Consider the following 26,777-nt stretch of genomic DNA (forward strand, 5'->3'; position numbering starts at 1 on the left):
TAAAAGCCCGGATCAGTCTTCTCGCCAGCGACTGATCCGGGAGTGACACTCTTTCTCCGGCAGTCGCGCGCCGCTCGCGGTCATGGTTTCCAGGGCGTTGGCTGCTTCCTGAGATGTCACTACACGGTGTTCCACCATAAGATCCAGCAGCCAGAGTGCGCCACGCACTTGTAGCCCGTCGCGCAAGGCCTGGCGTCTGAGCCGGCCATCGCCGGTGAGCAGTGGGCGCCCTGTCTCCTGAGCGAGTAGATAGCAGGAAACATCGGCCAGAGAGCTGTTGTTATGTTCAACCTTGAGCGTGTAGAGGCGCATCACGCCGTCACCATCGAATGACTCGACCCGCAGCCCATGGGCAAGCAGTTGCTCGTGTGAGAAGTCGTTGAGCTCTTCAAGTACGAAGTCGGTACAGCAAAAAGTGAAGGGCAGCCTGAACAGTTGCTCCAGCAATCCGGCATTTCTGAAGTCGATCCAGATGTTCGTATCGCTGATATAGATGAGGCTCATGGGCTCTCCAGCGGGCCCAGGAAGTTGGGGTCCAGGCTGCTCACTGGCTGGCGCAGGAACTCGCTCGCGCGGGACTTGCTGATCAGACCTTCCGCCAATCCACGGAACACCAGCGACTCGAAACGCTGGGGAGGCTTACAGGGCATGGGCTCGGGTTCGGACTTGCGCCAGCCATTGGCACTGAATTGAATGGTCAGGGTCTTGTAGCCACTTTCGCTGAGCAGATTCAAGTCCTTCAGTCGGCGCAGCGCCGCTTGCATCGATAGTCCATAGTGACGCTTGGCAATCAGTAGCTCGCGAGGGTGGACCCTGGAGCGGGGATGGCTGCCAAAATCGCCGGTGACGCACTTGGCTGGGTACAGGAAGGCGCCGGCAAATCGATGGCAGCAGTTTTCCTTGTCCTGCTCGGGCATGTTGGCGGGTAGCCGCATGACCCAGTGCCCGAGCTCATGGGCTGCGGTGAATCGGATGCGCTCGCCGGGCCGCTCGGCATTCAACGCAATCAGCACGTGGTGGCCGTCATCGGTGGCGGCACACGCCCCATCGAAGTCATCCGATCCCGGCAGCATGGCCACCTTGATGCCGTGCTCTTCCAGTTGTTCGGTCAGGTGGAAGATGGGATCGCCACCAAGCCCCCAGAACTCACGCAGCGCCTGAGCGGCTTGTTCCGCTTCTTCCAGCGAGCTGGCATCGATCATCCCGGAGGGAGTGGTGTTCGTCAGGATTTCCCGAGGGTCGAAACATTCTTCCAGTGCGATATAGCGCTCAAGGTACTCGCGCATCTGCTCTTCTATCTGGACCTGGCGGTATTTGGGCATTTTCGCCAGCTTGCGAAACTCCAGGGGGGCCAGCGGGATGGCGTCCGCGCGGAAGAAATACTCCGGGCTCACCTCCAGGGCTGCAGCCATTTGCAGCAGGCGCGTGGAGTTCGGGGTGCTCAGTCCTTTCTCGTACTTGCTGAGAGCCTGCTTGGTGATGTCACCCAGTTGGAGCGCCAAGGCCTCCAAGGACATGCCGCGCAGCAGGCGGGCACGGCGGATTCGGTCGCTGATCATAAGATTTCCTCGGGTTGACAACTTTGTATTTTATGTTGAATTTGTCAACCTATCGAGCATTTCAAGATGTATTTGATGGAAGTGAGGAGGTGATAGGGATTGGGCATCTATATAGAAGAAGAGGATTTCAAATTGTTTCAAGGTTGACACGTCCGGCGCCCGGAGAAGGGTGCCGGAGTCCAGTAGGGGCGGGCTTTGGCCCGCTTTTGCGTTCAAAACCAGCCTTTTTCCGCATGATGGCCATTCATCTAACTGTCATATACCAGTCATAGACTGTTCATACGGCCTGCAGATACTTGGGCCCGATCCAACAATCCCTCTCTGCTAGGAGCAAGGCATGAAACTGAAGCGTTTGATGGCGGCAATGACTTTTGTCGCTGCTGGCGTTGCAACTGCCCACGCGGTCGCCGCTGGTGTGGACCCTTCCATTCCGTCTTATACAAAAGTCACGGGTGTATCGGGCAACCTGTCCAGCGTTGGTTCCGACACCCTGGCTAACCTCATGACCTTGTGGGCCGAGGGTTACAAGAAAGAATACCCGAACGTGAACATTCAGATTCAGGCCGCCGGTTCCGCTACCGCGCCCCCCGCCCTGACTGAAGGCACGTCGAACCTGGGCCCGATGAGCCGCAAGATGAAGGACACCGAACTGGCGGCTTTCGAGCAGAAGTACGGCTACAAGCCGACCGCTATCCCGGTCGCCGTGGATGCCCTGGCCGTGTTCGTGCACAAGGACAACCCGATCAAGCACCTGACCATGGAGCAAGTCGACGCGATCTTCTCCTCGACTCGTCTGTGCGGCGCCAAGGCCGAAGTCAAAACCTGGGCTGACCTGGGCGTGACCGGCGACCTGGCCAACAAGCCAGTGCAACTGTTCGGCCGTAACTCGGTATCCGGCACCTACGGCTACTTCAAGGAAGAAGCCCTGTGCAAAGGCGACTACAAGCCTAACGTGAACGAACAGCCAGGCTCGGCTTCCGTAGTGCAGTCCATCAGCTCCTCGCTGAACGGTATCGGCTACTCGGGTATCGGCTACAAGACCGCCAGCGTGAAAACCGTTGCCCTGTCGAAGAAAGGCAGCACCGAGTTCATCGAAGACAGCGAAGAAAACGCACTGAACGGCAAATACCCGCTGTCGCGTTTCCTCTACGTGTACGTCAACAAGGCACCGGGCAAGCCGCTGGCTCCGCTGGAAGCCGAGTTCGTGAAGCTGGTTCTGTCCAAGCAGGGTCAGGAAGTGGTTGTGAAAGACGGCTACATCCCACTGCCAGCCAAGGTTGCCGCCAAGGCACTGGCTGACCTGGGTCTGAGCGAAGGTAACGTCGCCAAGCAGTAAGCCTTCAGCCGGGACGCCAGTCCCGCTAGCAACACCAAGGCGCGGTTTGATCCCCATCGACCGCGCCCCTCATTCCGAAACCGCTGCCAGCCTTGCTGGGCGGCGGCTTCAGTGCGTCACTGCATTGTCATCTTTCTGTCATACAGGACCGCTAGGGTGTGCGCATGAACGATCTGGCCAATTCCACCATGACTACGACTTCTCCCCCCAAGCGCATTGATTTCAATACGCCTGAGTTGCAACGCAAGCGCCGTATTCGCGCGCTGAAAGATCGCCTGACTCGTTGGTATGTGTTCATTGGCGGCCTCGCCGTCCTCGGTGCGATCACGCTGATCTTCTTCTTTCTTGGCTATGTGGTCCTGCCCCTGTTCCAGGGTGCTTCGCTGAGCGCCGAGAAAAGCATTACCCCGGCCTGGATCCAGGATGCCGGCAAACCCCTGATGATCTCCCTGGAAGAACAGAACCAGGTGGGCATGCGGGTTTCCGACAACGGCCAGGTGCTGTTCTTCAATGTCCAGGACGCCAGTGAGCTGTCGCGGGTCAACCTGCCGATTCCAGCCGGCACCACGGTGACTTCTATCAGCAAGGACCAGCCGGGAATCCCGCTGGTGATTGTCGGCCTGTCCAATGGCCAGGCGCTGGTGTTCCGTCACACTTATAAAGTGACCTACCCGGACGGCAAGAAAACCATTTCCCCGGCAGTCGAGTACCCCTACGGCGACGTGCCGATCAGTCTCGATGACCAGGGCCGCGCGCTTGAGCATGTGAACCTCAACGCCGCCGACACCACCCTGGTCGTGGCCGGCTCCACCGGTGCACAACTGCACGTGCTGGCGTTGACCAAAGAAGAAAACATGATGACCGGCGAGGTCACCAGCGAGCAGCGCAGCATCGAGCTGCCGCAGATGACCGAGCCGGTCAAGGCGATCTATATCGATCCACGCCAGCAATGGCTGTATGTGATCAACGGGCGGGCCCAGGCCGATGTATTCAGCCTGCGCGACAAGAGCTTGAACGGTCGCTACAAACTGCTGGAGAGCGCCGATACCGAAGTGACCGCCAGCACCCAGCTGGTGGGCGGTATCTCGCTGATCATCGGTGACTCCAGCGGTGGCCTGGCCCAGTGGTTCATGGCCCGCGATCCAGATGGCGAGCTACGCCTGAAACCTATCCGCAGTTTCCAGATGGGCACCGCGCCGATCGTCGAAATCACCGCCGAAGAGCGTCGCAAGGGCTTTGTCGCCATGGACGCTTCCGGCAAGCTCGGGGTGTTTCACAGCACCGCGCACCGGACCCTGCTGGTCAACCAGGTGGTCGACGGCCAGGGCCTGTTCGGCCTGTCGCCACGGGCCAACCGGGTGATCGTCGAGCAAGGTGGCAAGATCCAGCCGCTGGTCCTCGACAACCCGCACCCGGAAGTTTCCTGGAGCGCGCTGTGGAGCAAGGTCTGGTACGAAAACTACGACGAACCCAAGTACGTCTGGCAATCGACCGCCGCCAACACCGACTTCGAACCCAAGCTGAGTCTGTCGCCGCTGACCTTCGGTACCCTGAAGGCCGCGTTCTACGCCATGCTCCTGGCTGCGCCGCTGGCCGTCGCCGCCGCGATCTACACCGCTTATTTCATGGCCCCGGGCATGCGCCGCAAGGTCAAGCCGGTGATCGAATTGATGGAGGCGATGCCGACGGTGATCCTCGGTTTCTTCGCCGGTCTGTTCCTGGCGCCGTATGTCGAAGGGCACCTGCCGGGGATCTTCAGCCTGCTGATGCTCGTGCCGATCGGTATCCTGGTGGCCGGTTTCGCCTGGAGCCGCCTGCCCGAGTCGCTGCGCCTGCGGGTGCCGGATGGCTGGGAAAGCGCGATCCTGATTCCGGTGATTCTGTTCGTCGGCTGGCTTTCGCTGTTCATGAGCCCACACCTGGAGACCTGGTTCTTCGGTGGCGATATGCGCATGTGGATTTCCCACGACCTGGGCATCACCTACGACCAGCGCAACGCTCTGGTGGTGGGCTTGGCCATGGGTTTCGCGGTAATCCCGAACATCTACTCCATCGCCGAAGACGCCGTGTTCAGTGTGCCACGCGGCCTGACCCTGGGTTCGCTGGCCCTGGGCGCCACGCCATGGCAGACCATGACGCGGGTGGTGATCCTGACCGCCAGCCCGGGCATCTTCTCGGCGCTGATGATCGGCATGGGCCGGGCCGTCGGCGAAACCATGATCGTGCTGATGGCCACCGGTAACACCCCGGTCATGGAGATGAACCTGTTCGAAGGCCTGCGCACCCTGGCGGCCAACGTCGCGGTGGAGATGCCGGAGTCGGAGGTGGGCGGTAGTCACTACCGCGTGTTGTTCCTCTCGGCGCTGGTGCTGCTGCTGTTCACGTTCATCATGAACACCCTCGCGGAACTGATTCGTCAGCGTCTGCGCAAGAAATACTCGTCGCTTTAAGAAAGGTAGAAGTCTGTGAAACAGAACTCCCTGAACAGCTGGTTCAAGAGCGGCGCTCCCGGCGTCTGGATCAGCGGTGGTGCGGTATCCATCGCGGTCATCATGACCATTGGCCTGCTGGCCGTGATCGCTGTGCGCGGCCTGGGCCACTTCTGGCCGGCCGACCTGGTGCATGCCCAGTACAACGTACCGGGCCAGACCAACCAGGTGGTGGTCGGCGAGGTGGTACAAAAGGAAGAAGTGCCGCGCGCGCGCCTGAAGACGGCCGGCTTGCCGGTGCCGGATGAGGGCCCCGAGTTCATGACCCGGGAGCTGATCAAGGTCGGTAACCGTGACCTGAACGGCAACGATTTCACCTGGGTCGTCGGCGAGTGGTTGCAGGACCAGAGCTCCCCGGCCGAGCTGATGACTATCGAGCGTCGTGAGTGGGGCAACTTCTACGGGACCCTGGTCAACCTCAAGGAAAGCGGCAAGGTGATTGCCGAAGGCGAAGCCGCCTGGCCCGAGTTGCAGGCCCGTGTCCAGCGCGTGAACGGGTTGGCGGCGCAGATCAAGACGCTCGAGAAGAGCGATATCGGCACCATCAACGCCGGCCTCGAGCGGATTCGCCTGCACAGCCGCAAGTTGGAGCTGGAAGGCCGTCTCGACGCCACCGCGCAAGCCGACATGGCGACCGAGCGCGCCGAACTGAATGCCCGCTACCAGGACATCGAAGCCCGCCTGAACGATCTGCACACCCAGTTCAACCGCGACAGCCTGACGGCCCGCGATGCCAACGGCAAGGAACTGGAAATCAGCATCGGCAAAGTGGTGCACGCCTACCAGCCGAACGCCATGGGCAAGCTGACCAAGCTGAGCTTCTATTTCAGCAAGGTCTGGGAGTTCCTCAGCGACGATCCACGTGAAGCCAACACCGAAGGCGGGATCTTCCCGGCGATCTTCGGCACCGTGATGATGACCCTGATCATGGCGATGATCGTGACCCCGTTTGGCGTGCTGGCGGCGGTCTACCTGCGTGAATACGCCAAGCAGAACGTGCTGACCCGAATCATCCGCATCGCGGTGAACAACCTGGCCGGTGTGCCGGCGATCGTCTACGGCGTGTTCGGCCTGGGCTTCTTCGTCTACGTGCTGGGCGGTTCCATCGACCGGCTGTTCTTCCCCGAAGCCCTGCCGGCACCGACCTTCGGCACCCCGGGTCTGCTCTGGGCCTCCCTGACCCTGGCGCTGCTGGCGGTACCGGTGGTGATCGTGGCGACCGAGGAAGGTCTGGCGCGGATTCCGCGGACCGTGCGCGAAGGTTCGCTGGCCCTGGGTGCGACCAAGGCCGAGACCCTGTGGAAGATCGTCCTGCCGATGGCCAGCCCGGCCATGATGACCGGGATGATCCTCGCCGTGGCCCGCGCCGCTGGCGAAGTGGCCCCGCTGATGCTGGTGGGTGTGGTGAAACTGGCGCCGTCGCTGCCGGTGGACGGCAACTACCCGTACCTGCACCTGGACCAGAAGATCATGCACCTGGGCTTCCATATCTACGATGTTGGCTTCCAGAGCCCGAATGTCGAGGCCGCTCGCCCGCTGGTCTACGCGACGGCGTTGTTGCTGGTGCTGGTGATCGCCACCTTGAACCTGTCGGCCGTATGGATCCGTAACCACCTGCGCGAGAAGTACAAGGCGCTGGATAGTTAATAACATTCACCCAACCCCCCTGTAGGAGCGAGCTTGCTCGCGAAGAAAGACGCATCACCACGGTGATTTAGACAAATCCGGGTGACCGCATCGCGAGCAAGCTCGCTCCTACAACGAATTGGTTAGCGCAGGGAGTTACCCCATGCAGCATGAAACCCACACCCACGGCATCAACATGTCCGCCCTGGGCCGTAGCAAGCAGAGCCTGGACCTGGCGAGCGAAACCGTTGCCATCGAAGTCCCGAAACTGAGCCTGTACTACGGCGAGAAGCAGGCGTTGTACGACGTCAGCATGAATATCCCCAAGCAGCGCGTGACGGCCTTCATCGGCCCGTCCGGTTGCGGCAAGTCGACACTGCTGCGCACCTTCAACCGCATGAACGACCTGGTGGACGGTTGCCGTGTAGACGGTGAAATCAACCTCTACGGCAACAATATCTACCGTAAGGGCGAGGACGTCGCCGAACTGCGTCGCAAGGTCGGCATGGTGTTCCAGAAGCCCAACCCGTTCCCCAAGACCATCTACGAAAACGTGGTTTACGGCCTGCGTATTCAGGGCATCAACAAGAAGCGTATTCTCGATGAAGCCGTGGAATGGGCCCTCAAGGGCGCGGCGTTGTGGGAAGAGGTCAAGGATCGCCTGCACGAATCGGCCCTGGGCCTGTCCGGTGGTCAGCAACAGCGTCTGGTGATCGCCCGGACCATTGCGGTCGAACCGGAAGTGTTGCTGCTCGATGAACCGTGCTCGGCGCTCGATCCGATCTCGACCCTCAAGGTCGAAGAACTGATCTACGAGCTGAAATCTAAATTCACTATTGTCATCGTCACCCACAACATGCAACAGGCGGCGCGGGTTTCCGACTACACCGCATTCATGTACATGGGCAAGCTGGTGGAGTTCGGTGACACCGACACGCTGTTCACCAACCCGGCGAAGAAACAGACCGAAGATTACATCACCGGCCGTTATGGCTAGGTGGGAGAGCTGCAAGTCGCCAGCGACAAGCGGCAAGCACGGGCAGCCTGAGCATATTCATTATTCGGCTTGAAGCTTACAGCTTGAAGCTTGCAGCTTTCGCGGAGCGAAACATGATTGATAAAGACGGTCTTACCCATCACATTTCCGCGCAATTCAACGCGGAATTGGAAGAAGTACGCAGCCACCTCCTGGCCATGGGCGGTTTGGTCGAGAAGCAGGTCAACGATGCGGTGACCGCGTTGATCGAAGCCGATTCGGGCTTGGCCCAGCAAGTGCGCGAAATCGACGACCAGATCAACCAGATGGAACGCAACATCGACGAGGAATGCCTGCGCATTCTGGCCCGTCGCCAGCCCGCGGCTTCCGACCTGCGGCTGATCATCAGCATCTCCAAGTCGGTGATCGACCTGGAGCGCATCGGTGACGAAGCGACCAAGATCGCCCGTCGCGCCATCCAGCTGTGCGAGGAAGGCGAGGCGCCACGTGGTTATGTCGAGGTCCGCCATATCGGCGACCAGGTGCGCAACATGGTCCGTGACTCTCTGGATGCCTTTGCCCGCTTCGACGCCGAACTGGCGTTGTCGGTGGCGCAGTACGACAAGATCATCGACCGCGAGTACAAGACCGCCCTGCGCGAGCTGGCGACCTACATGATGGAAGACCCGCGCTCGATTACCCGCGTACTGAGCATCATCTGGGTGCTGCGTTCCCTGGAGCGGATCGGCGATCACGCACGTAACATCTCCGAATTGGTGATCTACCTGGTGCGCGGCACCGATGTCCGGCACATGGGCCTCAAGCGCATGCGCCAGGAAGTTGAGGGCACCTTGTCCGAAACCGCTAATGTTCCCGGTGAAGCTGACGATAAGTAAGATTGCCCGAGAGAAACGCCCGGCCTAAGGTCGGGCGTTTTTGTTTGTGGCGTACGAATTTACGCGCACCCGCGAACGAAAAGTCCCGGTGTGATTAATCGGCGTTTGGCAAATAGCCATTAGTCAGTATGCTAGCCGGGATTTTCAGAGGAATGGTCAATGAGTAAAGTCAGTGTGTTGGTGGTGGATGACGCGTCGTTCATCCGCGATCTGGTGAAGAAATGCCTGCGTAACTACTTCCCGGGCATCCGGATCGAAGACGCTGTCAACGGTCGCAAGGCCCAGGCGGTACTGGCCCGCGAAGCGTTCGACCTGGTGTTGTGCGACTGGGAAATGCCGGAAATGTCCGGTCTGGAGTTGCTGACCTGGTGCCGCCAGCAGGACAACCTCAAGACGATGCCGTTTGTCATGGTGACCAGCCGTGGCGACAAGGAAAACGTGGTTCAGGCGATCCAGGCCGGCGTTTCCGGTTATGTCAGCAAGCCGTTTACCAACGAACAGTTGCTGACCAAGGTCAAGCAGGCGTTGCACAAGGTCGGCAAGCTCGACACCTTGATGAACAGCGCACCAACCAAGGCCAACTCGGCGTTTGCCAACGATTCCCTGAGCGCCCTGACTGGCGGCCGGGCTGAAGTGGTCAGTCCGTCGGCTGCGCAAGCCCCCGCGGCGGCGCCGTCCAAAGGCCTGCTCAACAGCCCGCCGGTGCGTCCGAGCACCGCCGCCTCGCCGGCCGGCGCGGCAGCCTCGGGCGGTCGCGGCCAGGGCCAGTTGCGCCTGTCCAGCGGCACCCAGCAGTGCGTGATCAAGGCGCTGAGCATCAAGGAAGCCTTGCTGGTGGTGCGCCGTACCGAGGTTCTGCCGCAGGTGCTGGAAAACGCGGTGCTGGACCTGGAGCAGGGCGACAACGCCGAGATCGCCCGCCTGAATGGCTATCTGCATGCGATCGTCGCCCATGAACCGAAGCCGGACAGTGAATGGCTGCAACTGACCTTCCGCTTTGTCGACCAGGACGCCCAGAAGCTGGACTACATCTCCCGCCTGATCGCCCGCGGCACCGCACAGAAGCACTTCGTTCCCGGGGCTTGATGCCCACCTGACGGCGTGGTGGCTTTGTCCATCGCGCCGTTTGCCTGACCTTCCTTGCATACTGATCCCGGCCTTCGAAACGCCTTTCGTCCGAATCCTTCCGCTCGGATTGTTTTATATCTGTTTCGATATAAACTATTTAAGAACCCTCTGAGTGGCGACCTTGCAGCCAAGTCTTGAAACAACCTCGCACCACGGAACTCCCGCCCATTGATTAGGCTTTTCCTGTCAGCAACAGGAGAAATCGATGCCAAGGCACAAGGATGTGGTGTTTGTAGGGAGCTCACTCAGGGATCTCAAGGCGTTCCCGCTGGATGCGCGAAGGGCAGTCGGTTTTCAGCTGGACCTTCTGCAACAAGGTGAAGCGCCTTGCAACTGGAAGCCCATGAAGACGGTAGGCAAGAGCGTCTATGAGATCAGGGTGAGTGAAGAGAGTGGAGCATTTCGGGTGTTTTATGTGGTTAACCGGGCGGATGCCCTGTATGTCCTTCACGCCTTCAGGAAGACCACCCGGAAGACGGAAACCCGGGATATTGAACTGGCACGGGCCAGACTGCAGGAGATAGGAACAACGCTATGACCGACCTGATCAAGACTGAACGTTTCGCCTCTGTCTGGGATGCCCTCGAGGACACCCCGCGGGAGGCCGCCAATATGCGCCTGCGCTCCAAGTTGATGATGGAGCTGATCAGTCGCGTCAACGCCTGGGAGCTGTCGCAGAAGGACGCGGCCAAGCGCCTGGGGATCACCCAGCCGAGGCTGAATGACCTGCTGAACGGCAAGATCGACAAGTTCTCCCTGGATGCGCTGGTGAACCTGTCCGAGCCGGCTCAATTGAACGTCGAGCTGTGCTTTGGTCCCGGGGCCATCCAGCTGGCGTGATTCACACAAATGCCCTGGCCACCTGCTAGTCTGGTCGCCATGTTTTATTCGGCGACTCTCGCTTATGTTCCTGCGCCTGCTGCTTTCCTGTGGTCTGTTGGTGGCCGCCACCTCGGCTGCGGCCATGACGATCTACAAGTACACCGATGCCAATGGGGTGGTCTCCTATAGTGACCGCCCGGCACCGGGTGCCCAGGTCTTCGTGTTTCGTGATCGGATGGTCGAGCACCTGGAGCGTCAGGTGCGCCTGGATATCCGCAAGCAGAAGGGCTTTGATGAGGTCTACGTGCGCAACGACCTTTACGCCCCGGTGGAGATCGAGCTGGGTTTCGGTGCGCTGAAGAACGTCAGCGGTGCCCCGCAGTCGATCCGCAAGGTCCTGCCGGCCCGCAGCAACCAGCGCCTGGCGTTGCTCACGCCGATCCAGACCGGCGAGCCGATGCGCTACGTCCCCAAGTTCCAATATTTCCTTGGCGACCCTTCCGGGCAGGCCCAGGGCTATCGTTACCCGTTTCCCTGGCGCGGTGGGCCGTTTCGCTTGACCCAGGGGCCGAATGGTCAATACAGCCACTTCGGCGCCAAGAGCCGTTACGCGATGGATATCGCCATGCCGGTGGGCACGCCGATCATCGCGGCGCGGAGCGGGGTGGTGATCAAGACCGAGAACGAGCAGAGCGGCGGCGGCAAGAACCCTTCGGGCAACTTCGTACGGGTGTTGCACGACGACGGCACCATGGGCGTGTACCTGCACCTCAAGCAAGGCTCGGTGAGCGTGCGCGAAGGCCAGCGGGTGGAAGTGGGCAGCCCGCTGGCGCTGTCGGGCAACACGGGTAACAGCACCGGGCCGCACCTGCACTTCGTGGTACAGCGCAATACCGGGATGGGGCTGGTGTCGATTCCCTATCAGTTCAGCCAGTCGTTGGAGGCGTTGCCGAATTTTGCCTTGAGGGGCAAATAGGAAGAGTCGAACGCACCACTTACCCTGTAGGAGCCAGCTTGCTGGCGATGAGGTCAGTGAGCTTTGTATTGCCCTTACAGGCGTTATCGCCAGCAAGCTGGCTCCTACAGGTGGTGTCAGTCGAGCTTGAGAACCTTGGCCAGGATGATCTTCGGTCCTTTCATCTTTTTGATGATGATGCGCAGGCCTTCGACTTCCAGTACTTCTTCCTCTTCCGGCACCCGCTTCAGGGTGTCATAGACCAGCCCGGCGAGGGTTTCGGCCTCGATATGGTCCAGGTCGATGCCCAGCAGGCGTTCGACCTTGAACAACGGCGTATCACCACGCACCAGTAACTTGCCCGGCTGATAAGCGAGGATGCCGCGTTCGGTCTTGCGGTGTTCGTCCTGGATATCGCCCACCAGCACTTCCAGCACGTCTTCCATGGTCAGGTAGCCGATCACCTTGCCGTCGGCTTCTTCCACCAGGGCGAAGTGCGAGCCGCCCTGGCGGAACTGCTCCAGCAGGCGCGACAGCGGCATATGCCGCGACACCCGCTCCAGCGGCCGGGTCAGTTCGGCGAGGTTGAACGACTCGGGGATGTGGTCCAGGGCCGCCAGTTCCAGTAGCAGGTCCTTGATGTGCAGCAGACCGACGAACACGTTGCGCTCGGCGTCGTATACCGGATAACGGCTGAACTTGTGGCGACGGAACAGTGCGAGGATTTCCTTGAGCGGCGCATTGCAGTCCAGGGTCACCAGGTCTTCGCGGGAGTTGGCCCAGTCGACCACTTCCAGTTCACCCATTTCCACCGCCGACGCCAGCACGCGCATGCCCTGGTCGCTGGGGTCCTGGCCGCGGCTGGAGTGCAGGATCAGTTTGAGTTCTTCACGGCTGTAATGGTGTTCGTGATGCGGGCCGGGTTCACCTTGGCCGGCGATCCGCAGGATGGCGTTGGCGCTGGCATTGAGCAGGTAGATGGCCGGGTACATCGCCCAGTAGAACAGGTACAGCGGCACCGCCGTCCACAACGACAGCAGCTCGGGCTTGCGGATCGCCCAGGATTTGGGTGCCAGCTCACCGACCACGATGTGCAGGTAGGAAATGATGAAGAAGGCGGTAAAGAACGACACGCCCTTGACCACTTCGGCGGAGTTCACCCCGACAGCGCTCAGCAGCGGCTCCATCAGGTGGGCGAAGGCCGGCTCGCCGACCCAGCCCAGGCCCAGGGAGGCCAGGGTGATACCCAGCTGGCAGGCGGACAGGTAGGCGTCCAGTTGGCTGTGCACGGTGCGCAGGATCTGTCCGCGCCAGCCGTTCTGGTGGGCTATGGCCTCGACCCGGGTCGAGCGCAGCTTGACCATGGCGAATTCGGCCGCAACGAAGAAACCGTTGAGCAATACCAGGATCAGAGCGAAAAGAATCATGCCGAAGTCGGCGAAGAGCGATGCGAGGGTCAAGCTACTAGGGGAAGGGTCCATGATGGGGTTTTACGGGTTCCGTATTTCAATTTGAAGTAGTTGGGCGCAGGCCTGAAAGGCAGGCACAAGCCATCCAATGTAGCGACAGATACGCCCGTTGCCTAGTGGCCTGGCCGGACAGGTGTCCCGGCCAGGCCTCAGGCGGGCAGGTTGTTGGTGCTTGAGCGCGTCACCTGGGCCGGGGCGAAATGACAGGTAAAGGTGCTGCCGTGGCCCAGAACGCTGCTGATTTCCAGGCGCGCGCGGTGGCGCAACAGCACGTGTTTGACGATCGCCAGGCCCAGTCCGGTGCCGCCGGTGTTGGAGTTGCGGCTGGAGTCGACCCGGTAGAAGCGTTCGGTGAGGCGTGGCAGGTGTTTGTTGTCGATGCCGATGCCCGAATCCTGCACGCTCAGGTGCGCGCCGTGCTCGTCGCCCCACCAGCGAATGCGGATATTGCCTTCGGCCGGGGTGTATTTGACGGCATTGAACACCAGGTTGGAGAAGGCGCTGCGCAGTTCCGCCTCGCTGCCCTTGAGGCGGATGGCGCCGTCGGCTTCCAGGGTGATGGTCTGGTTGCGTTGCCCGGACAGGGCCTGGGCGTCGTTCTTGATCGACTGCAACAGCGTGTCGATACGCACCGGCTGGTTGTCCGAGGGGTAGTCGGTGGCTTCCAGCTTGGCCAGCAACAGCAGGTCGTTGAGCAGGGTCTGCATGCGGCTGCCTTGCTGCTGCATCTGCTGCAGGGCACGAACCCAACGCGGATTCACCTCTTCGACGTTGTCGAGCAGGGTTTCCAGGTAGCCGGAGATCACCGTCAGTGGCGTGCGCAGCTCATGGGAGACGTTGGCGACGAAGTCCTTGCGCATCTGTTCCAACTGATGGATGCGGGTTACGTCGCGCACCAGCATCAGGTGCTCGTTGTTGCCATAGCGGGTGATATAGAGCTGGATGCGCAGCCGGTCATTGGTCGGCGAGGGGATTTCCAGCGGTTCGGCGTAACTTTCCTGCTCGAAGTATTCCTTGAAGCGTGGATGACGCACCAGGTTGGTCACCGGCTGGCCGCTGTCCTGGGGCGTCTTGAGGCCCAGCAGGGTTTCGGCGGCGCGGTTCCACCATTCCAGGTTGCCGTCGCTGTCGAGCATGATTACCGCGTCCTTGAGGGCGGCGGTGGACTCCTGGACGCGGTCGATCACCGCTTGCAGGCGCCCGCGCACGCGCTGGTCGCGACGTTGCAGGTGGTAGATGCTGTCGAACACATCGCCCCACAGGCCGTAGCCGTCTGGCGGCGCTTCTTCGGGTTTGTGCTGGCGCAGCCATTGGTGCAGGCGCAGCAGTTGTTTGAGGGTCCAGCCCAGGTAAAGCCCCAAGCCGACGGCCAGGCTCCAGCCGTAATAGCCACTGGCCAAGCCTGCCACCAGGCAGCCGGTCACCAGCAACAACAGATGGCGGATCAGGGTGCCATGCCAGTTTTGATTCACTTCAACATGCGTCCTTGGAGGCGAAGCCGTTCCGAGCGGCGAGCTTCAACGCTGCAAGTTTGAAGCCGCTCGGTGACCGATGTGTGGCGGGTCGTTTGCAGCCGTTCTCAACCCTTGGTGGAGAAACGATAGCCGGTGCCGCGCACGGTTTGTACCAGATTCTCGTAGGCATCGCCCAAGGCTTTGCGCAGACGGCGGATATGTACGTCGACGGTGCGCTCCTCGACATAGACATTGCCGCCCCAGACCTGGTCCAGCAACTGGCCGCGGGTGTAGGCGCGTTCCTGGTGGGTCATGAAGAACTGCAACAAACGGTATTCGGTGGGGCCCATTTCCGCGGGCTTGCCGTCGATGGTCACCCGGTGGCTGATGGGATCGAGCAGCAGGCCACCGACTTCGATGGGGGCTTCGCCGTCGGTCGGGCCGGCGCGGCGCAGTACCGCCTTGAGGCGGGCTACCAGTTCCCGTGGGGAGAACGGCTTGGTGATGTAGTCATCGGCGCCGACTTCAAGCCCCTGGATCTTGTTGTCCTCTTCGCCCTTGGCGGTGAGCATGATGATCGGGATGTCGCCGGTCAGCTCGTCGCGCTTGAGGCGCCGGGCCAGCTCGATGCCCGAGGTGCCGGGGAGCATCCAGTCGAGCAGAATCAGGTCGGGTTTGCGATCAACAATGATCGCATGGGCCTGCTGGGAGTTTTCCGCTTCCAGGCAGTCATAGCCGGCCATTTCCAACGCCACGGCGATCATCTCGCGGATGGGCGCTTCGTCGTCGACGATCAGAATGCTCCTGCCAACCATATCCCTTCACCCTCGTGTCATTTAACTGTCTTGCGCCGCATTAGATAACGAAATTATTGCAGTCATGTGACAGCTTTTTTCGACAAGCCGCAACGGTCATATTCATGGGCTACGCTGAGGGTTCGAATCCTACAACCACAAAAGGAAGGTTCTCATGACTCACTCTTCGTTTTCGTTGAAAGCCTTGATGGTAACGGCGGCGTTAACGCTGCCGACCCTGGTTTTCGCGGCCGAGCCGGCCATGATGAAAGACGGCAAGATGGTCGATAGCAAGGGCATGACGTTGTACACCTTTGATAAGGACAAGGGTGGTAAATCCATGTGCACCGACAAGTGCGCCGAGAATTGGCCGCCGATGATGGCTCCTGCGGACGCCAAGGCCGAGGGCAAGTGGACGGTGATCAAGCGCGACGACGGCATGATGCAGTGGGCGCATGACGGCAAGCCGATGTACACCTTCAAGATGGACGCCAAGCCCGGAGACGCCTTGGGTGACGGTAAAGGCGGCATGTGGCACATGGCCAAGCACTGATTCAGCGCGGTCCCTTGTAGGAGCCGGCTTGCTGGCGATGGCGTCCGGATGGGCGATGCAGGGCTCAAGGCCCTTATCGCCGGCAAGCCGGCTCCTACAGGTTTCGGGGGCTGCCTGGTGTTGCGTGTTGTATCGACTTCGGTTGATCAGCGCGCGGCGTAATCCAGCACTACCCCGAGGAAAATCGCCAACCCCGCCCAGTGGTTGTGCAGGAACATTTTGAAGCAGAGCTGCGGGTCTTTATTCCGGGTGACCCAGAATTCCCAGGCAAAGCACGCCGCGGCCGCTAAAAGGCCGATATGGAACCAACCCCCCAGCTCGAAGCGCGCCCCGGCCAGCAGCAGGCAGCCGAGCATCAGGCCCTGCAAGGTCAGGATAATCACCCGATCAGCTTCGCCAAACAAAATGGCGGTGGATTTCACGCCGATCTTCAGGTCGTCCTCACGGTCGGTCATGGCGTAATAGGTGTCGAACGCCACTGTCCACAGCAGGTTGGCGATATACAGCAACCAGGCCGTGGCGGGCAGGCTGCCGGTCTCGGCGGTGAAGGCCATCAGGATGCCCCAGGAATACGCCGCGCCCAGCACTACTTGCGGGTAATAGGTGTAGCGCTTCATAAATGGATAGCAGGCCGCTACCGCCAGGGCGCCGAAGGACAACCACACCGTGGTCGCGTTGGTGCACAGCACCATCAGGAAACTGATCCCCATCAGCAGGGCGAACACCGCCAGGGCTTCCTTGCCGCTGATCCGCCCGGCCGCCAGGGGCCGTTGCTCGGTGCGTTTGACGTGGCCGTCGACCTTGCGGTCGGCGAAGTCATTGATGGCGCAACCACCGGCGCGGGTCAGGATCACGCCGAGGGTGAAGATCAGCAGGTTGCCCAGCGATGGCACGCCCTTGGCCGCGATCCACAGCGCGCTCAGGGTCGGCCACAACAGCAGGTAAATGCCGATGGGCTTGTCCATGCGGGTCAGCTGGAGAAAGTCCCAGGCCCGTGGGTGCAGGCGGCTCAGGGATTTGAGCAGGTTCAGGTACATCAGCAGTTCTCCGCACAGGCACTGACGGCGTGCCACAGGCTCGGCAGGAAAATTTCCGCCACCAGCAGGCTCAGCGGCCCGCGATTGAAGCGCGAGCGGCGACCCCAGAGGTTATCGGCGCGATGCTCTGGCGGTAGCCAGGGCTCCGGGTAATGGCAGACTTCGATGGCCTGGCGCTCGAACGCCTGGTCGCAGAACAGCAGTTCACCCAGTGAGCGACTGCCCAACTCGTCCATATTCAGGCCGCCTTCGCGCAAGGCACTCTGTGCCGCGACACTGCGGGCGAACACCCAGGGCTGGCCATGACCGCGCAAATACACTTCGCGCACCCAGCCCAGGCTTTCACCGGGCAACTCCAACGCGGCGCACTCGTCGTCGCGCAGGGGTTGCCAGCCCTCGAACAGCGGCGTGACACTGAAAGCGTTATCGGAAAGTGCTGTCAGGCGACGAGTAAGAGAACCTTCGTCAAACAACCAGTTGAGGGTTTGTGCGTCTGGCGGGACGGTCAGCCGGCTCTGCGTGAGCCAGACGGGAGACGCTGGAACGGGGGCTTTGTGCGGCACGATGGGCAGTTGATTGGCAGCCAGTGAGGCGTCGAGCTTATCACAGGCGGTCCGGCCATTTAGAGCGCCTGGGTCATGAGCGCTGTCGATCGTGCTTGCATCGGCGGCCTTCGATCAGTACAAAACGCCCTGAGCCGGACGGCAACGCTGTAACCATCGACTGTCCGTGCCGTCAAACGCCTGGGAACCGAGGAAGTAACGAGATGAAGAAGTGGCAATGTGTGGTCTGCGGGTTGATCTATAACGAAGCCGAAGGCTGGCCGGATGACGGTATTGCAGCCGGCACCCTCTGGCAGGATGTTCCGGAAGACTGGCTGTGCCCGGACTGCGGCGTCGGCAAAATGGATTTCGAAATGATCGAAATCGGCTGATTGATCAATTTTTAAACAGAATCAATGGATCTGGAGAAAGGAATGAGCGCACCTGTCGTGATCGTCGGTACCGGGCTGGCCGGTTACAACCTGGCCCGGGAGTTTCGCAAGCTCGACAGCGAAACCCCGCTGCTGCTGATCACCGCCGACGACGGGCGTTCCTACTCCAAGCCCATGTTGTCCACCGGCTTTGGCAAGAACAAGGATGCCGACGGCCTGAGCATGGCCGAACCCGGGGCCATGGCCGAGCAGCTCAAGGCCGAGATCCGCACCCATACCCGCATCAGCGGCATCGACCCGGGCCACAAGCGCCTGTGGATCGGCGAGGAAGCGCTGTACTACCGTGACCTGATCCTGGCTTGGGGCGCGGAAACCGTGCGGGTGCCGGTGGAAGGCGATGCCCCCGAGGCGATCTTCCCGATCAACGACCTGGAAGACTACGCGCGCTTCCGCGCGGCGGCGGCGGGCAAGCAGCGCGTGCTGTTGCTGGGCGCCGGGCTGATCGGTTGTGAATTCGCCAATGATCTGATCCTCGGCGGTTACCAGGTCGAACTGGTCGCGCCTTGTGAACAGGTCATGCCGACGCTGCTGCACCCGGCGGCGGCGGCTGCCGTGCAGGCGGGCCTGGAAAGCCTTGGTGCGCGTTTCCACCTGGGCCCGGTGCTGACCCGTCTGCAACGCAGCGGCGATCACCTCGAGGCGCACCTGTCGGATGGCGCCACGGTGGCCTGCGACGTGGTGGTCTCGGCCATCGGCCTGCGTCCGCGCATCGACCTGGCGGCGGCGGCCGGTTTGCAGGTCAATCGCGGGGTGGTGGTCGATCGCCACCTGAAAACCTCCCACGCCAATATCTACGCCCTGGGCGATTGCGCCGAGGTCGACGGCCTGAATCTGCTGTACGTCATGCCGCTGATGAGCTGCGCCCGGGCGCTGGCCCAGACCCTGGCCGGCAATGCCACCGCAGTGAGCTACGGCGCCATGCCGATCACCGTGAAGACGCCAGTGTGCCCGTTGGTGGTGTCGCCGCCGCCGCGTGGCTGCGAAGGGGGCTGGACGGTCGAAGGGCAGGGCGCCGACATCAAGGCCTTGTGCCGCGACACCAGCGGTCGGCTGCTGGGCTATGCCCTGACGGGCGCGGCGGTGATGGAAAAACTGGCCCTGAACAAGGAGCTGCCGCCGTTGCTGGCGTAAATAGCGGTCCTTCTGTCGTAAACACCCGGTTTTTGCCGCTACAAAGGTCGTAACGAGACTGGCGCGGGGCCTTGCCTCGTGCCATCCTCACTCCCGTCTGCCGCAGAGTAGAGCCTGCGGCGCTTTGGGCGCTGTTCCGGAAGAACAGCACGGACATAACAACAAAAAACCGTCAAAGAGGCTTCATTATGCGTAAACCAGAACTCGCCGCTGCAATTGCTGAAAAAGCGGACCTCACGAAAGAACAGGCCAGCCGCGTGCTCAACGCCGTCCTTGAAGAAATCACTGGCGCGCTGCACCGCAAAGACAGCGTCACCCTGGTGGGTTTCGGTACCTTCCTGCAACGTCATCGCGGTGCCCGTACCGGCAAGAACCCGCAAACCGGCGAGCCGGTGAAGATCAAGGCCAGCAATACCGTCGCGTTCAAACCGGGTAAGTCGCTCAAAGATAGCGTCAACCCGTAAGCGTCAGGTACCACTCCCGGAGCAAGGGGAGGGCTGTAGAAAAAATGGGCACGCCGATCGGATCGGGTGCCCATTTTTCATTTCTGCGGCGCTATCGTAAGGGCCCATCGCCAGCAAGCCGGCCCACTGTTCAGTGCCGAATCAAAAATCTGCAGACGAGCGGATATCAATGTGGGAGCGGAGCTTGCCCGCGAAGCTTTTAGCGTTCTCACGGGCCCCTTCGCGGGCAAGCTCCGCTCCCACATCAGATACGTGTTCCGCCATCAAAATAGTGTCGTGCCCAGCCTTTTTGAGAGCCGGCTGGTCGGGGCGATGTTCCGCGGCGATGGCGGTCTCAGGGTTTCGGCAGGGCTGCCAGGCAGGCCGCGGCCGCATCGACCACCGCTTCCAGCTGGCTCTCCATTGTGTGGGAAAAGTCGCCATATTGGGCCATGGCCCGGCAGGTCGAGAGCCTTTCCAGGGGCTCGCGAACGTAGCCTGCGACTCTGAGTTCAGCAGCCTTGTCGATGAAAAACTGCACGGACTCGTTGCGGCTTTTCTGCAACTGCGCGATCAGCGTGTCCAATGCGCTCAATAAAGCGTTCAATGGCATACCAGGGGACGGCAGGTTCGAGGCGCTCTGGTCACGCCACGGTCATGGGCGTCGCTGGCGATTGAGCAGCTTTTCGAAGTGAGTAATGAGATCGGTCCATTGCGGGTAGGTCATGCCGTCGATGAAAAAGTCCCCCAACCATTTGGGATGGCAGCGCATCGTCAGGTTCTTGATCGCTTCGTTGCGCTGGCTGTCGCTGCTAGCCGGGTCCAGTACGATGTCTACCAGCGCCTGGATTTCATCGGCCTCGTCTTCATAACCCGAACGTCTCAGCAGATCGCAGAGGGTGTCGTTGCATTCTTTGAGGTTCATAGCCGTTCCGTTGCTCCTGAATATCGTCCGCCAGCGGTGACGACTTGCCATCCGCCGCCGACCTTGTCCGCGCCCCATTGTGGTTGTGGCGCCACTCGGCCTTCCAGCAGGACCTGGTCGCGGGTGAGGGCGACCTGGCCCTCGTGGACCGCACTGTTGCTGTTGGGCAATGCCAGGTTCGCGCGCCTGTCCGCGGCGGTCGCGCCCGCCGACCCTCGGGTGACATAGATTTGCGAAGCGGTACCTGGTTTGTGCTCGGTGATGGTGAACACATCGCCTTTCTTGCCTCGGGTGGCGTAGATCTGCCCCTGGAAGCTGTCGACGGTTTCACGCTGGATTTTTTGGTTCAGCCCCCGGCTTTTCAGCAGCTTGCGCGCGGAGTTACGGGTAATCGGCACTTTACCCGAAGGGCCACAGCTTAGCCCCAGCGGGTCGATCCACGTCAGCGGATTTGGCGCATAGGCATACAGATTGATGCCACCGGTCAGGCCGATCGGGTCGGGCGTGGTGAAGCGGCCGATATCCGGGTCATAGAAGCGGAAGGTGTTGTAGTGCAGGCCGGTTTCCCGGTCCAGGTACTGCCCCTGGAAGCGCAGGTTCTGCTCTTCCAGGTAATACGGCTCGCGGGTTTCGCTGACGGTATTGCCCCAGACCCGGTAGCGGGCCTGCCAGACCACATGGCCGTCGTTTTCCGTCAGTTGTTCGGGCAAGCCGCTCGGGTCATTGTGGTAATAGCGGACTTTCTGCAATGCGCCACCGCCGTCGACCCGGGCCAGTGGCTCGTGGCCGTCGTCCGCGTAAAGGTAGAGGCTGCTCAGGCTGTGTCGGTGCTCTTGCAGCAGGCGCAGACCGTCCCAGGTGAAGCGGGTTTCGCCCAAGGGGTAGCCGTGGCTGTCGTGCTCGCTCTTGGCGATGCGCCGGCCCAGCGGGTCGTAGCTCATGCGCACCACGGTATCCCGCGCGCCGTCCTGGTTGCGCACCTCGATCAAGCGGTGTTCGGCATCGTAGGCGAAGCGCTGGACCCGATGACTGCCGCTGCGCTTCTCGATCATCCGGCCGAAGGCGTCGTAGCGGTAGCGTTTGTCCTGGTAGGTCAGCAGCTTGTTATGCAGCACCCGGCCACCCTGGGGGCCGTCCAGCAGGTTGGCGGCGGCATCGTAGGCGAAGGTCTCGTTCTGGCCCTGGACGCTGTCCTGGCTGGCGACGATGCGACCGCTGGCGTCGTGGTGCATCAACTGCCGATGGGTGCCGCCGGGCTGTTGGTCGAGGCGGCCGACCAGGTGATCGGCGGGGTCGTAGTCGAAATGTTGCTGCGTTGGCGCGGGCAACGCCGAGGGTTGGTTGATCGGGCGGCGCAGGCGCGAGCGCAGGCGTCCGGCGCGGTCGTATTCGCTGCGGGTGTCGAGCTGACCTTGGGTCCGCAGCACCTCGCGGTGCAGGCGGTCGCGCTCGAAGTCGCTGATGACCCGACCGTCCAGATTGATCTGGTGCAGATGGCCGCTGCCGTAGTACAGCCGATTGAGCCAGCGGCCATCCGGCAACTGCGTCTGGATCAGATTGCCCAGTTCGTCGTAGTGATGCTGGAGGCTGCCCGCCGAGCTTTGTTCTTCCAGCAACTGGCCAAGGGCGTCGTAGGCGAAGCCCAGGCTCTGTGCCTGGCCGTCATTGTCGGTAAAGGTGACTGCCGTCAGTTGATCCAGCGCGTCGTAGTTGTATTCGGTGCGGCCATCGTCGGTGATTTTCGCTGTCAGGCGTCCGGCAACGTCGCGTTCGAGGTGATGGACAATCGGTGCGACCGGCGTTGCGGGGACCACCGCCAGGCCGCTGCCATGGGGTGCGGGCAGGGTATCGACGCGAGTGACATCGTTCCGGGCGTTGTAGGTGTAGCGGCGGGCACTGCCGTCCAGGTCCTGCTGTTCCACCAGGCGGTCGCCGGCATCCCAGGCGAAGCGATAGCTTTCGCCGTTCTCATTGGTCAGCGCCTGCAAGCGTCCATAGGCGTCGTAGCTGAACTGCACCTGCCGACCGCTGGCATCGATGCGCTGGCGTACCTGGCCGCGACGGTCGTAGCGGTAGGCGGTGGTCTGTCCGGCCGGGTCGGTGTAACCGATCAACTGGCCATCGGCGTTGCGCTGGTACTGGTGCGTGCGGCCGTCCGGCAACTGGCTGCTCAGCAGGCGGCCCTGGGTGTCGTAGTCGTACTGTGTGCGCTCGCCCAGGGCATCGGTGACGGTCCGCAACAGGCCGCGCTCGTCGTAACCCAGGCGCGTCGGGTAGCCGGAGCAGTCGATATGTTCGAGCAACTGGCCGAGGGGGCTCCAGCGCAGGGTTTTGCTTTTGCCGCTGGCGTCGATGATCTCGACGGTCTGCCCCTGGGCATCGACGCGATAGCGGGTGACGTGCCCCAGCGGATTGGTTTCCTGGATGCAGTTGCCACGGTTGTCATAGCGGAACTGCCAGCTGTTACCCGCTGCGTCGGTCTCCACCAGCGGCAAGGCCCAGTGTTCCAGCCACAGGGTCGATTCGCTTCGGCCCAACGGGTCCTGGGTGGTGCTCAGGTTGCCGGCTTCGTCGTAGCTGAATTGGTATTGGCCGCCCTGGGGATCGGTGGCGCCGAGCAACTGGCGTTCGTCGTTCCACTGGAACTGCCAGGTCTGGCCGAGGTTGTCGGTGTATTCGGTGATCTGGTGTTGCGGGTTCCAACGTCGGGTGCTGGTGCGCTTGAGGTTGTCGGTGACGCGGGTGGTTCCGGCGGCCATGTCGTAGTCGAAGGCATACTCATCGCCCTCGTCGGTCCAGTGTCGCACCACTCGCCATTCGCGACCGTCCACCTGTGCCCACTGATAGAAACAGCGCAGGCCGACGGACAGTTGGTGCTCGACCAGCCGCTGCCCGTCGTCGTAGGCGAAGCGCCGTTGTGCATGGCCGGTGGCATCCAGCACCTGTGCCAAGTCACCGCGCAGGTCGTAGGTGTAGCTCACCAGCAACTCGTTCGGGCGGTCCGGGTACCGGCGCTCGATGCGGCTGACCCGGTTCGGCCATGTGTCGCTATAGATCAGTTGGGCCTGGACGAGATCGAAGGTGTCGCGCAGACGAAGCAGTCGCCCTGACTCGTCGTAGTCGAGATAGATCCGGTTGTCGTTGCGGTCACCCAGTTGCGTCAGGCGCAAATGAGTCGGCTCGCCTGGCAGTGCTTCGAAGAGTCGATAGAGGCCGTCGTCGCTTTCGATCAATAACTGACCATTGCCATGACGACGGACACTCAAGCCTTCACCGGCACTGAACACTGCGCCGCCCAGCGCTATCGAGCCCATGTCGATACGCCGGGCCTGTTCGTCGGTGTAGATCAGCCGTTCGCCGCCCTCGGGGTGTGCTTCGACCTGTACGCTGACTTCATACGACACGCTCCAACCCGCGCCGAACAGGCCGTTGTGACGCTCGTCGCGGCTGTTGTAGAAGCGTTGCCAGTCCAGGCGCAGCAGCCCCGGCAGGGCGAAGTCCAGATCGTCCAGACCACCCAGCACCTTGGCGCCGGTGGCGGCGTGCACCGGGTTTGGCGAACCGGCGATGGCATTGGTCAGGGCGCCGATGGCCTGGCTGGTGACAAAGGAATTGACCCCGGCCATCAGCATGCAGGGCAGGTTGCTGAGGAACTTGCCCTTGCTGCCCTTGAGCATCATCAGCGCGGTAATGGCCAAGCCGACGCCGGGCGTCTTGCCGCTGCGGATCTCGCGCACCACCACCGAACCGCCGCCGATGGTGACGTTGGGCGAGATCAGTCCCGAGGAGACGACGGTGGCATCGCAAGTACTGCGGTCGCCACTGCGCACGGCGGGTTGGCCGTTGATGCTGACTTTTTTCGAACCTTCGGCGAGAAACTGCGGCGGCATCGGCGGATGCTTGGTGCAGGTCACCAGGTCCAGTGGCTTGGGCACGACACCGGGGGCGGGCGTTGCCACTGTGGGTCGCCACATCTGGGCGAAGAAGCCCTTGGCGATATCCAGGTAGCTGGCTTCCTGGGGCGGCTCTTCGCTGTCGGGCGTACCGGCCGCTTCCACATGGGACGGCAGCGCGCCGGCAGCGCGGGCGGCGGGAATCGAGTTGATCAGGGTGTCGGTGGAGCCGCTGAGGATCGTCGCCTGCACCGTGGGCGGAAATAGCGCGTTACCGATGCCCTCGCACAGCTTGCTCAGGCCCTTGTCGGTGCCGGTCTTGCTCATGGCGACGCCGACGACCACCCCGATCACCGCGCCCAGCACGCAGGCCCCGAGCCCGCCGGTGGCGACGGTGAGCCCGGTGGCGGCGACCACGGCGGCGGTGGCCAGTGCGGTGATTGCCACGTTGGCCGCGACCTCGAGCACGCCGCCGAGAATATCGGCCATCATCGAGGTATGGGACAGCGCATCGCCCAGGCGGGCAGCCCAGAGCGGGTCAGACATGAAAGGTCATCGACAAGTGGTCCATCATCAGGTCAAGAGCGGTGCGGAGTATGAATGATCTGATGTTGGCGGGAAATTATTCCTACTGTGATTGTGGTGGTGGATCACAGTTGTCGAGCAAATAGCGGGCACACGCCCTCACAAACGCCGCGGCCCTTTTGTAGGAGCCAGCTTGCTGGCGATGGCGACCGGACAGATGGTGCAAGATGTACTGGCCTCATCGCCAGCAAGCTGGCTCCTACAGGGGCTGCCTTTCAGCCCGCGCTCACCTGGGCCAACTGCAACGGCGCGTGCCTCTCCCCGGCCTCCTTGAGCAGTCCATCGACCTTCTTCAGTGCCGTCAACAAGCTCCCCACGCTGCGGGCACTGAGCCGCACGCCATCGGTGAAGGCCTTGTTGATCGAGACCATGACACTGGAAACGCTCTCGTCCGCCTGCGCCTCCAGCAAGTTGTCCCGCAGGTGAGTGATCAGCTCCTTGAAATGTGGATCGTCCAGGGAAAGGGGGGCTTCCAGATCGTGCTTCTTCAGGGTGCTGATCAGCAACCCCAAGGCCACGCTGGCCCGCATCAACGCTCTTTCTCGTGCATCCATTCGCTGTCTCCTGTGTCGAGGTCCGGCTCTAGTGACGACTCAAGGATAGACCACGCTGAGGATGGTGCTTTTGACGGGGCGGGTGAGCGACGACTGGTCTGGTGGTAGCACTCTGCACCAGAGCGTTTCATTGTTTTTCCGATGGGGCCGCATGGGGTGTAGATCACTTAGGATGATGGCTTGGATTTTGAAAAGTATCTGATGCTCATAAAGGATATTTCCCCCCATGTTTGAAAAGCAGAACGATCAAGTAGTGACCTCGGCCCGGTTGTTGTCTGCATGCCATGAAAAGATCAAAGATGACAGTGATCTTAAAGATCGAATGGCATTAATTGATGAACTTTACTCACATGCAGGCAGTGAGGATCATGCGGCTGCACGTTTTGCCGAGTTAGTGGTTGATCGTGTGTATGAGTATGAAGCTGAGACGGTTTTGATTCCTGGTTCTTCGCAATCGCAAGCGTTGGCCTTTTTGATGGAGGAACGAGGGATCAAGCAAATGGAACTCTCTACTATTGCGAGTCAAACTGTAGTGTCTGAAATTTTGAATGACAAAAGAAATATGACCGTTGCACAGATGAAAGGGTTTTCCGAGTTTTTCAGCGTTCCTGCTGGATTTTTTATGCTTATGAACGGGAAAGAAAAATCCGATGGTGAGTAAAGTTTTCTGACCGCAGTCCCCGCTCTAATGCGGCGATATGCAGGTCCAGATCGACCGTCAGTATCAGCCCAGAGTCTGCGGGGAGTTCGAGTATCCCTGCGTCAGTCAGGCCGAGCTTGAGGAAATGGGCCGATTTGGATGTCGTGATCGACTCAGGTCGATGCTCAGTCGCTGATGCTATGAAAGCTGCCAGCAAGTGGCGAATATTATGCTTATGAGGTTCAGATGTGTACCACAGCAGGTTGCTGGCTTCGGTTGGCACGCTTGTAGTGACAACGATTTCATGGTCATCAATAAACAACATAAGGATTTCAAAATTCTCCGGGCTATAGTCGCCAAGCCTTTCATCAGCTCCAATGCATTCAGCCAAAATGATGCATTACTAACCAGTAAAAGCTACTCGGAGCAGTGATCCCGGTAACGGTCTGAAAAAAAGCAGCTTGATCGTTACCGGAATTTTCAGGGGATACGGATCAGGCTCTGATTACCCGAGTCTC

The 26,777-nt window shown here is 61.1% G+C and carries 26 protein-coding genes; 14 read left to right on the forward strand and 12 right to left on the reverse strand.

Translation table 11 applies throughout. The features are described from left to right. Positions 1-12 precede the first annotated feature (12 nt). Entirely contained in the window at positions 13-504 is a 492-nt protein-coding gene (locus AC07VG_RS17490) for a PIN domain-containing protein (RefSeq protein ID WP_495021605.1), read from the reverse strand. Next, positions 501-1,559 (reverse strand): helix-turn-helix domain-containing protein, encoded by a 1,059-nt coding sequence (locus AC07VG_RS17495; RefSeq protein WP_495021606.1) that lies wholly within the window; start codon positions 1,557-1,559, stop codon positions 501-503. Before AC07VG_RS17495 ends, AC07VG_RS17490 begins: the two co-directional genes overlap by 4 nt. A 337-nt stretch (positions 1,560-1,896) precedes the next feature. Here AC07VG_RS17495 and AC07VG_RS17500 point away from each other — a divergent pair, with 337 nt between their 5' ends. The 9 genes from AC07VG_RS17500 to AC07VG_RS17540 all read left to right on the forward strand — a co-directional run bounded on the left by AC07VG_RS17500 (position 1,897) and on the right by AC07VG_RS17540 (position 11,808). After that, positions 1,897-2,895, forward strand: coding sequence for a phosphate ABC transporter substrate-binding protein PstS (locus AC07VG_RS17500; RefSeq protein ID WP_495000180.1), 999 nt, complete (start codon positions 1,897-1,899; stop codon positions 2,893-2,895). Between the two features lie 416 nt (positions 2,896-3,311). Then, the gene (locus AC07VG_RS17505; protein WP_495000301.1) at positions 3,312-5,345 is read left to right on the forward strand and encodes an ABC transporter permease subunit; all 2,034 of its coding nucleotides are present in this window, start codon (positions 3,312-3,314) and stop codon (positions 5,343-5,345) included. A 15-nt stretch (positions 5,346-5,360) separates the two neighbouring features. After that, complete coding sequence (gene pstA, locus AC07VG_RS17510) at positions 5,361-7,031, forward strand: phosphate ABC transporter permease PstA (RefSeq protein ID WP_495021607.1); 1,671 nt, start codon at positions 5,361-5,363, stop codon at positions 7,029-7,031. A gap of 142 nt (positions 7,032-7,173) precedes the next feature. Continuing rightward, on the forward strand, positions 7,174-8,007 hold the full coding sequence (gene pstB, locus AC07VG_RS17515; protein ID WP_495000178.1) for a phosphate ABC transporter ATP-binding protein PstB: 834 nt from the start codon (positions 7,174-7,176) through the stop codon (positions 8,005-8,007). 113 nt (positions 8,008-8,120) lie between these two features. Further along, positions 8,121-8,882: a phosphate signaling complex protein PhoU gene (gene phoU / locus AC07VG_RS17520; protein ID WP_121135576.1), complete on the forward strand. Its 762-nt coding sequence runs from the start codon at positions 8,121-8,123 to the stop codon at positions 8,880-8,882. Between the two features lie 159 nt (positions 8,883-9,041). Continuing rightward, entirely contained in the window at positions 9,042-9,968 is a 927-nt protein-coding gene (locus tag AC07VG_RS17525) for a response regulator (protein WP_495000177.1), read from the forward strand. Positions 9,969-10,215: 247 nt separating this feature from the next. After that, positions 10,216-10,548 carry a type II toxin-antitoxin system RelE/ParE family toxin gene (locus AC07VG_RS17530; protein WP_495000176.1) on the forward strand — a complete coding sequence of 111 codons (333 nt, stop codon included), beginning with the start codon at positions 10,216-10,218 and terminating at the stop codon, positions 10,546-10,548. Further along, complete coding sequence (locus tag AC07VG_RS17535; protein WP_495000175.1) at positions 10,545-10,850, forward strand: helix-turn-helix domain-containing protein; 306 nt, start codon at positions 10,545-10,547, stop codon at positions 10,848-10,850. The genes AC07VG_RS17530 and AC07VG_RS17535 overlap by 4 nt, the downstream gene beginning before the upstream one ends. A gap of 64 nt (positions 10,851-10,914) precedes the next feature. After that, the gene (locus AC07VG_RS17540; RefSeq protein ID WP_495021608.1) at positions 10,915-11,808 is read left to right on the forward strand and encodes a peptidoglycan DD-metalloendopeptidase family protein; all 894 of its coding nucleotides are present in this window, start codon (positions 10,915-10,917) and stop codon (positions 11,806-11,808) included. Between the two features lie 116 nt (positions 11,809-11,924). On the opposite strand, the gene AC07VG_RS17545 is transcribed toward AC07VG_RS17540, so the two are convergent. The 3 genes from AC07VG_RS17545 to phoB form a co-directional block, all read right to left on the reverse strand. Then, entirely contained in the window at positions 11,925-13,268 is a 1,344-nt protein-coding gene (locus AC07VG_RS17545; protein WP_495000173.1) for a hemolysin family protein, read from the reverse strand. A 137-nt stretch (positions 13,269-13,405) separates the two neighbouring features. Next, entirely contained in the window at positions 13,406-14,728 is a 1,323-nt protein-coding gene (phoR, locus tag AC07VG_RS17550; RefSeq protein ID WP_495000172.1) for a phosphate regulon sensor histidine kinase PhoR, read from the reverse strand. 107 nt (positions 14,729-14,835) lie between these two features. Then, a complete protein-coding gene (phoB, locus tag AC07VG_RS17555) occupies positions 14,836-15,525 on the reverse strand; it encodes a phosphate regulon transcriptional regulator PhoB (protein WP_003176964.1) in 690 nt (229 codons plus the stop codon). Positions 15,526-15,679: 154 nt separating this feature from the next. Here phoB and AC07VG_RS17560 point away from each other — a divergent pair, with 154 nt between their 5' ends. After that, on the forward strand, positions 15,680-16,057 hold the full coding sequence (locus tag AC07VG_RS17560; RefSeq protein ID WP_495000171.1) for a COG4315 family predicted lipoprotein: 378 nt from the start codon (positions 15,680-15,682) through the stop codon (positions 16,055-16,057). Between the two features lie 146 nt (positions 16,058-16,203). On the opposite strand, the gene ubiA is transcribed toward AC07VG_RS17560, so the two are convergent. Next, the gene (ubiA, locus tag AC07VG_RS17565; RefSeq protein WP_495000170.1) at positions 16,204-17,094 is read right to left on the reverse strand and encodes a 4-hydroxybenzoate octaprenyltransferase; all 891 of its coding nucleotides are present in this window, start codon (positions 17,092-17,094) and stop codon (positions 16,204-16,206) included. After that, positions 17,094-17,657 (reverse strand): chorismate--pyruvate lyase family protein, encoded by a 564-nt coding sequence (locus AC07VG_RS17570; protein ID WP_495021609.1) that lies wholly within the window; start codon positions 17,655-17,657, stop codon positions 17,094-17,096. The genes ubiA and AC07VG_RS17570 overlap by 1 nt, the downstream gene beginning before the upstream one ends. A gap of 203 nt (positions 17,658-17,860) precedes the next feature. Between AC07VG_RS17570 and AC07VG_RS17575 the strand changes: the two genes are divergently transcribed. The 3 genes from AC07VG_RS17575 (at position 17,861) to AC07VG_RS17585 (ending at position 19,683) form a co-directional block, all read left to right on the forward strand. Beyond that, on the forward strand, positions 17,861-18,028 hold the full coding sequence (locus AC07VG_RS17575) for a rubredoxin (protein WP_495000168.1): 168 nt from the start codon (positions 17,861-17,863) through the stop codon (positions 18,026-18,028). Between the two features lie 42 nt (positions 18,029-18,070). Further along, positions 18,071-19,219 (forward strand): NAD(P)/FAD-dependent oxidoreductase, encoded by a 1,149-nt coding sequence (locus AC07VG_RS17580; protein ID WP_495000167.1) that lies wholly within the window; start codon positions 18,071-18,073, stop codon positions 19,217-19,219. Positions 19,220-19,407: 188 nt separating this feature from the next. Next, entirely contained in the window at positions 19,408-19,683 is a 276-nt protein-coding gene (locus tag AC07VG_RS17585; RefSeq protein WP_040071769.1) for an HU family DNA-binding protein, read from the forward strand. A gap of 334 nt (positions 19,684-20,017) precedes the next feature. Here AC07VG_RS17585 and AC07VG_RS17590 read toward each other — a convergent pair whose 3' ends face one another. From AC07VG_RS17590 to AC07VG_RS17605, 4 genes are all read right to left on the reverse strand, one after another. Continuing rightward, on the reverse strand, positions 20,018-20,257 hold the full coding sequence (locus AC07VG_RS17590) for a hypothetical protein (RefSeq protein WP_495021610.1): 240 nt from the start codon (positions 20,255-20,257) through the stop codon (positions 20,018-20,020). A gap of 60 nt (positions 20,258-20,317) precedes the next feature. Beyond that, positions 20,318-20,587 (reverse strand): hypothetical protein, encoded by a 270-nt coding sequence (locus tag AC07VG_RS17595; RefSeq protein ID WP_495000165.1) that lies wholly within the window; start codon positions 20,585-20,587, stop codon positions 20,318-20,320. Further along, the gene (locus AC07VG_RS17600; RefSeq protein WP_495000164.1) at positions 20,584-25,026 is read right to left on the reverse strand and encodes an RHS repeat-associated core domain-containing protein; all 4,443 of its coding nucleotides are present in this window, start codon (positions 25,024-25,026) and stop codon (positions 20,584-20,586) included. Before AC07VG_RS17600 ends, AC07VG_RS17595 begins: the two co-directional genes overlap by 4 nt. Positions 25,027-25,280: 254 nt before the next feature. Then, on the reverse strand, positions 25,281-25,619 hold the full coding sequence (locus AC07VG_RS17605) for a hypothetical protein (RefSeq protein WP_495000163.1): 339 nt from the start codon (positions 25,617-25,619) through the stop codon (positions 25,281-25,283). Positions 25,620-25,845: 226 nt separating this feature from the next. Here AC07VG_RS17605 and AC07VG_RS17610 point away from each other — a divergent pair, with 226 nt between their 5' ends. Continuing rightward, complete coding sequence (locus AC07VG_RS17610) at positions 25,846-26,280, forward strand: helix-turn-helix domain-containing protein (RefSeq protein WP_495000162.1); 435 nt, start codon at positions 25,846-25,848, stop codon at positions 26,278-26,280. Here the strand turns inward: AC07VG_RS17610 and AC07VG_RS17615 are convergent. Next, entirely contained in the window at positions 26,246-26,650 is a 405-nt protein-coding gene (locus AC07VG_RS17615; RefSeq protein WP_495000161.1) for a PIN domain-containing protein, read from the reverse strand. The genes AC07VG_RS17610 and AC07VG_RS17615 overlap by 35 nt on opposite strands. Between the last annotated feature and the right edge of the window lie 127 nt (positions 26,651-26,777).

This window comes from Pseudomonas sp. GW821-FHT03C07 (assembly GCF_059420925.1).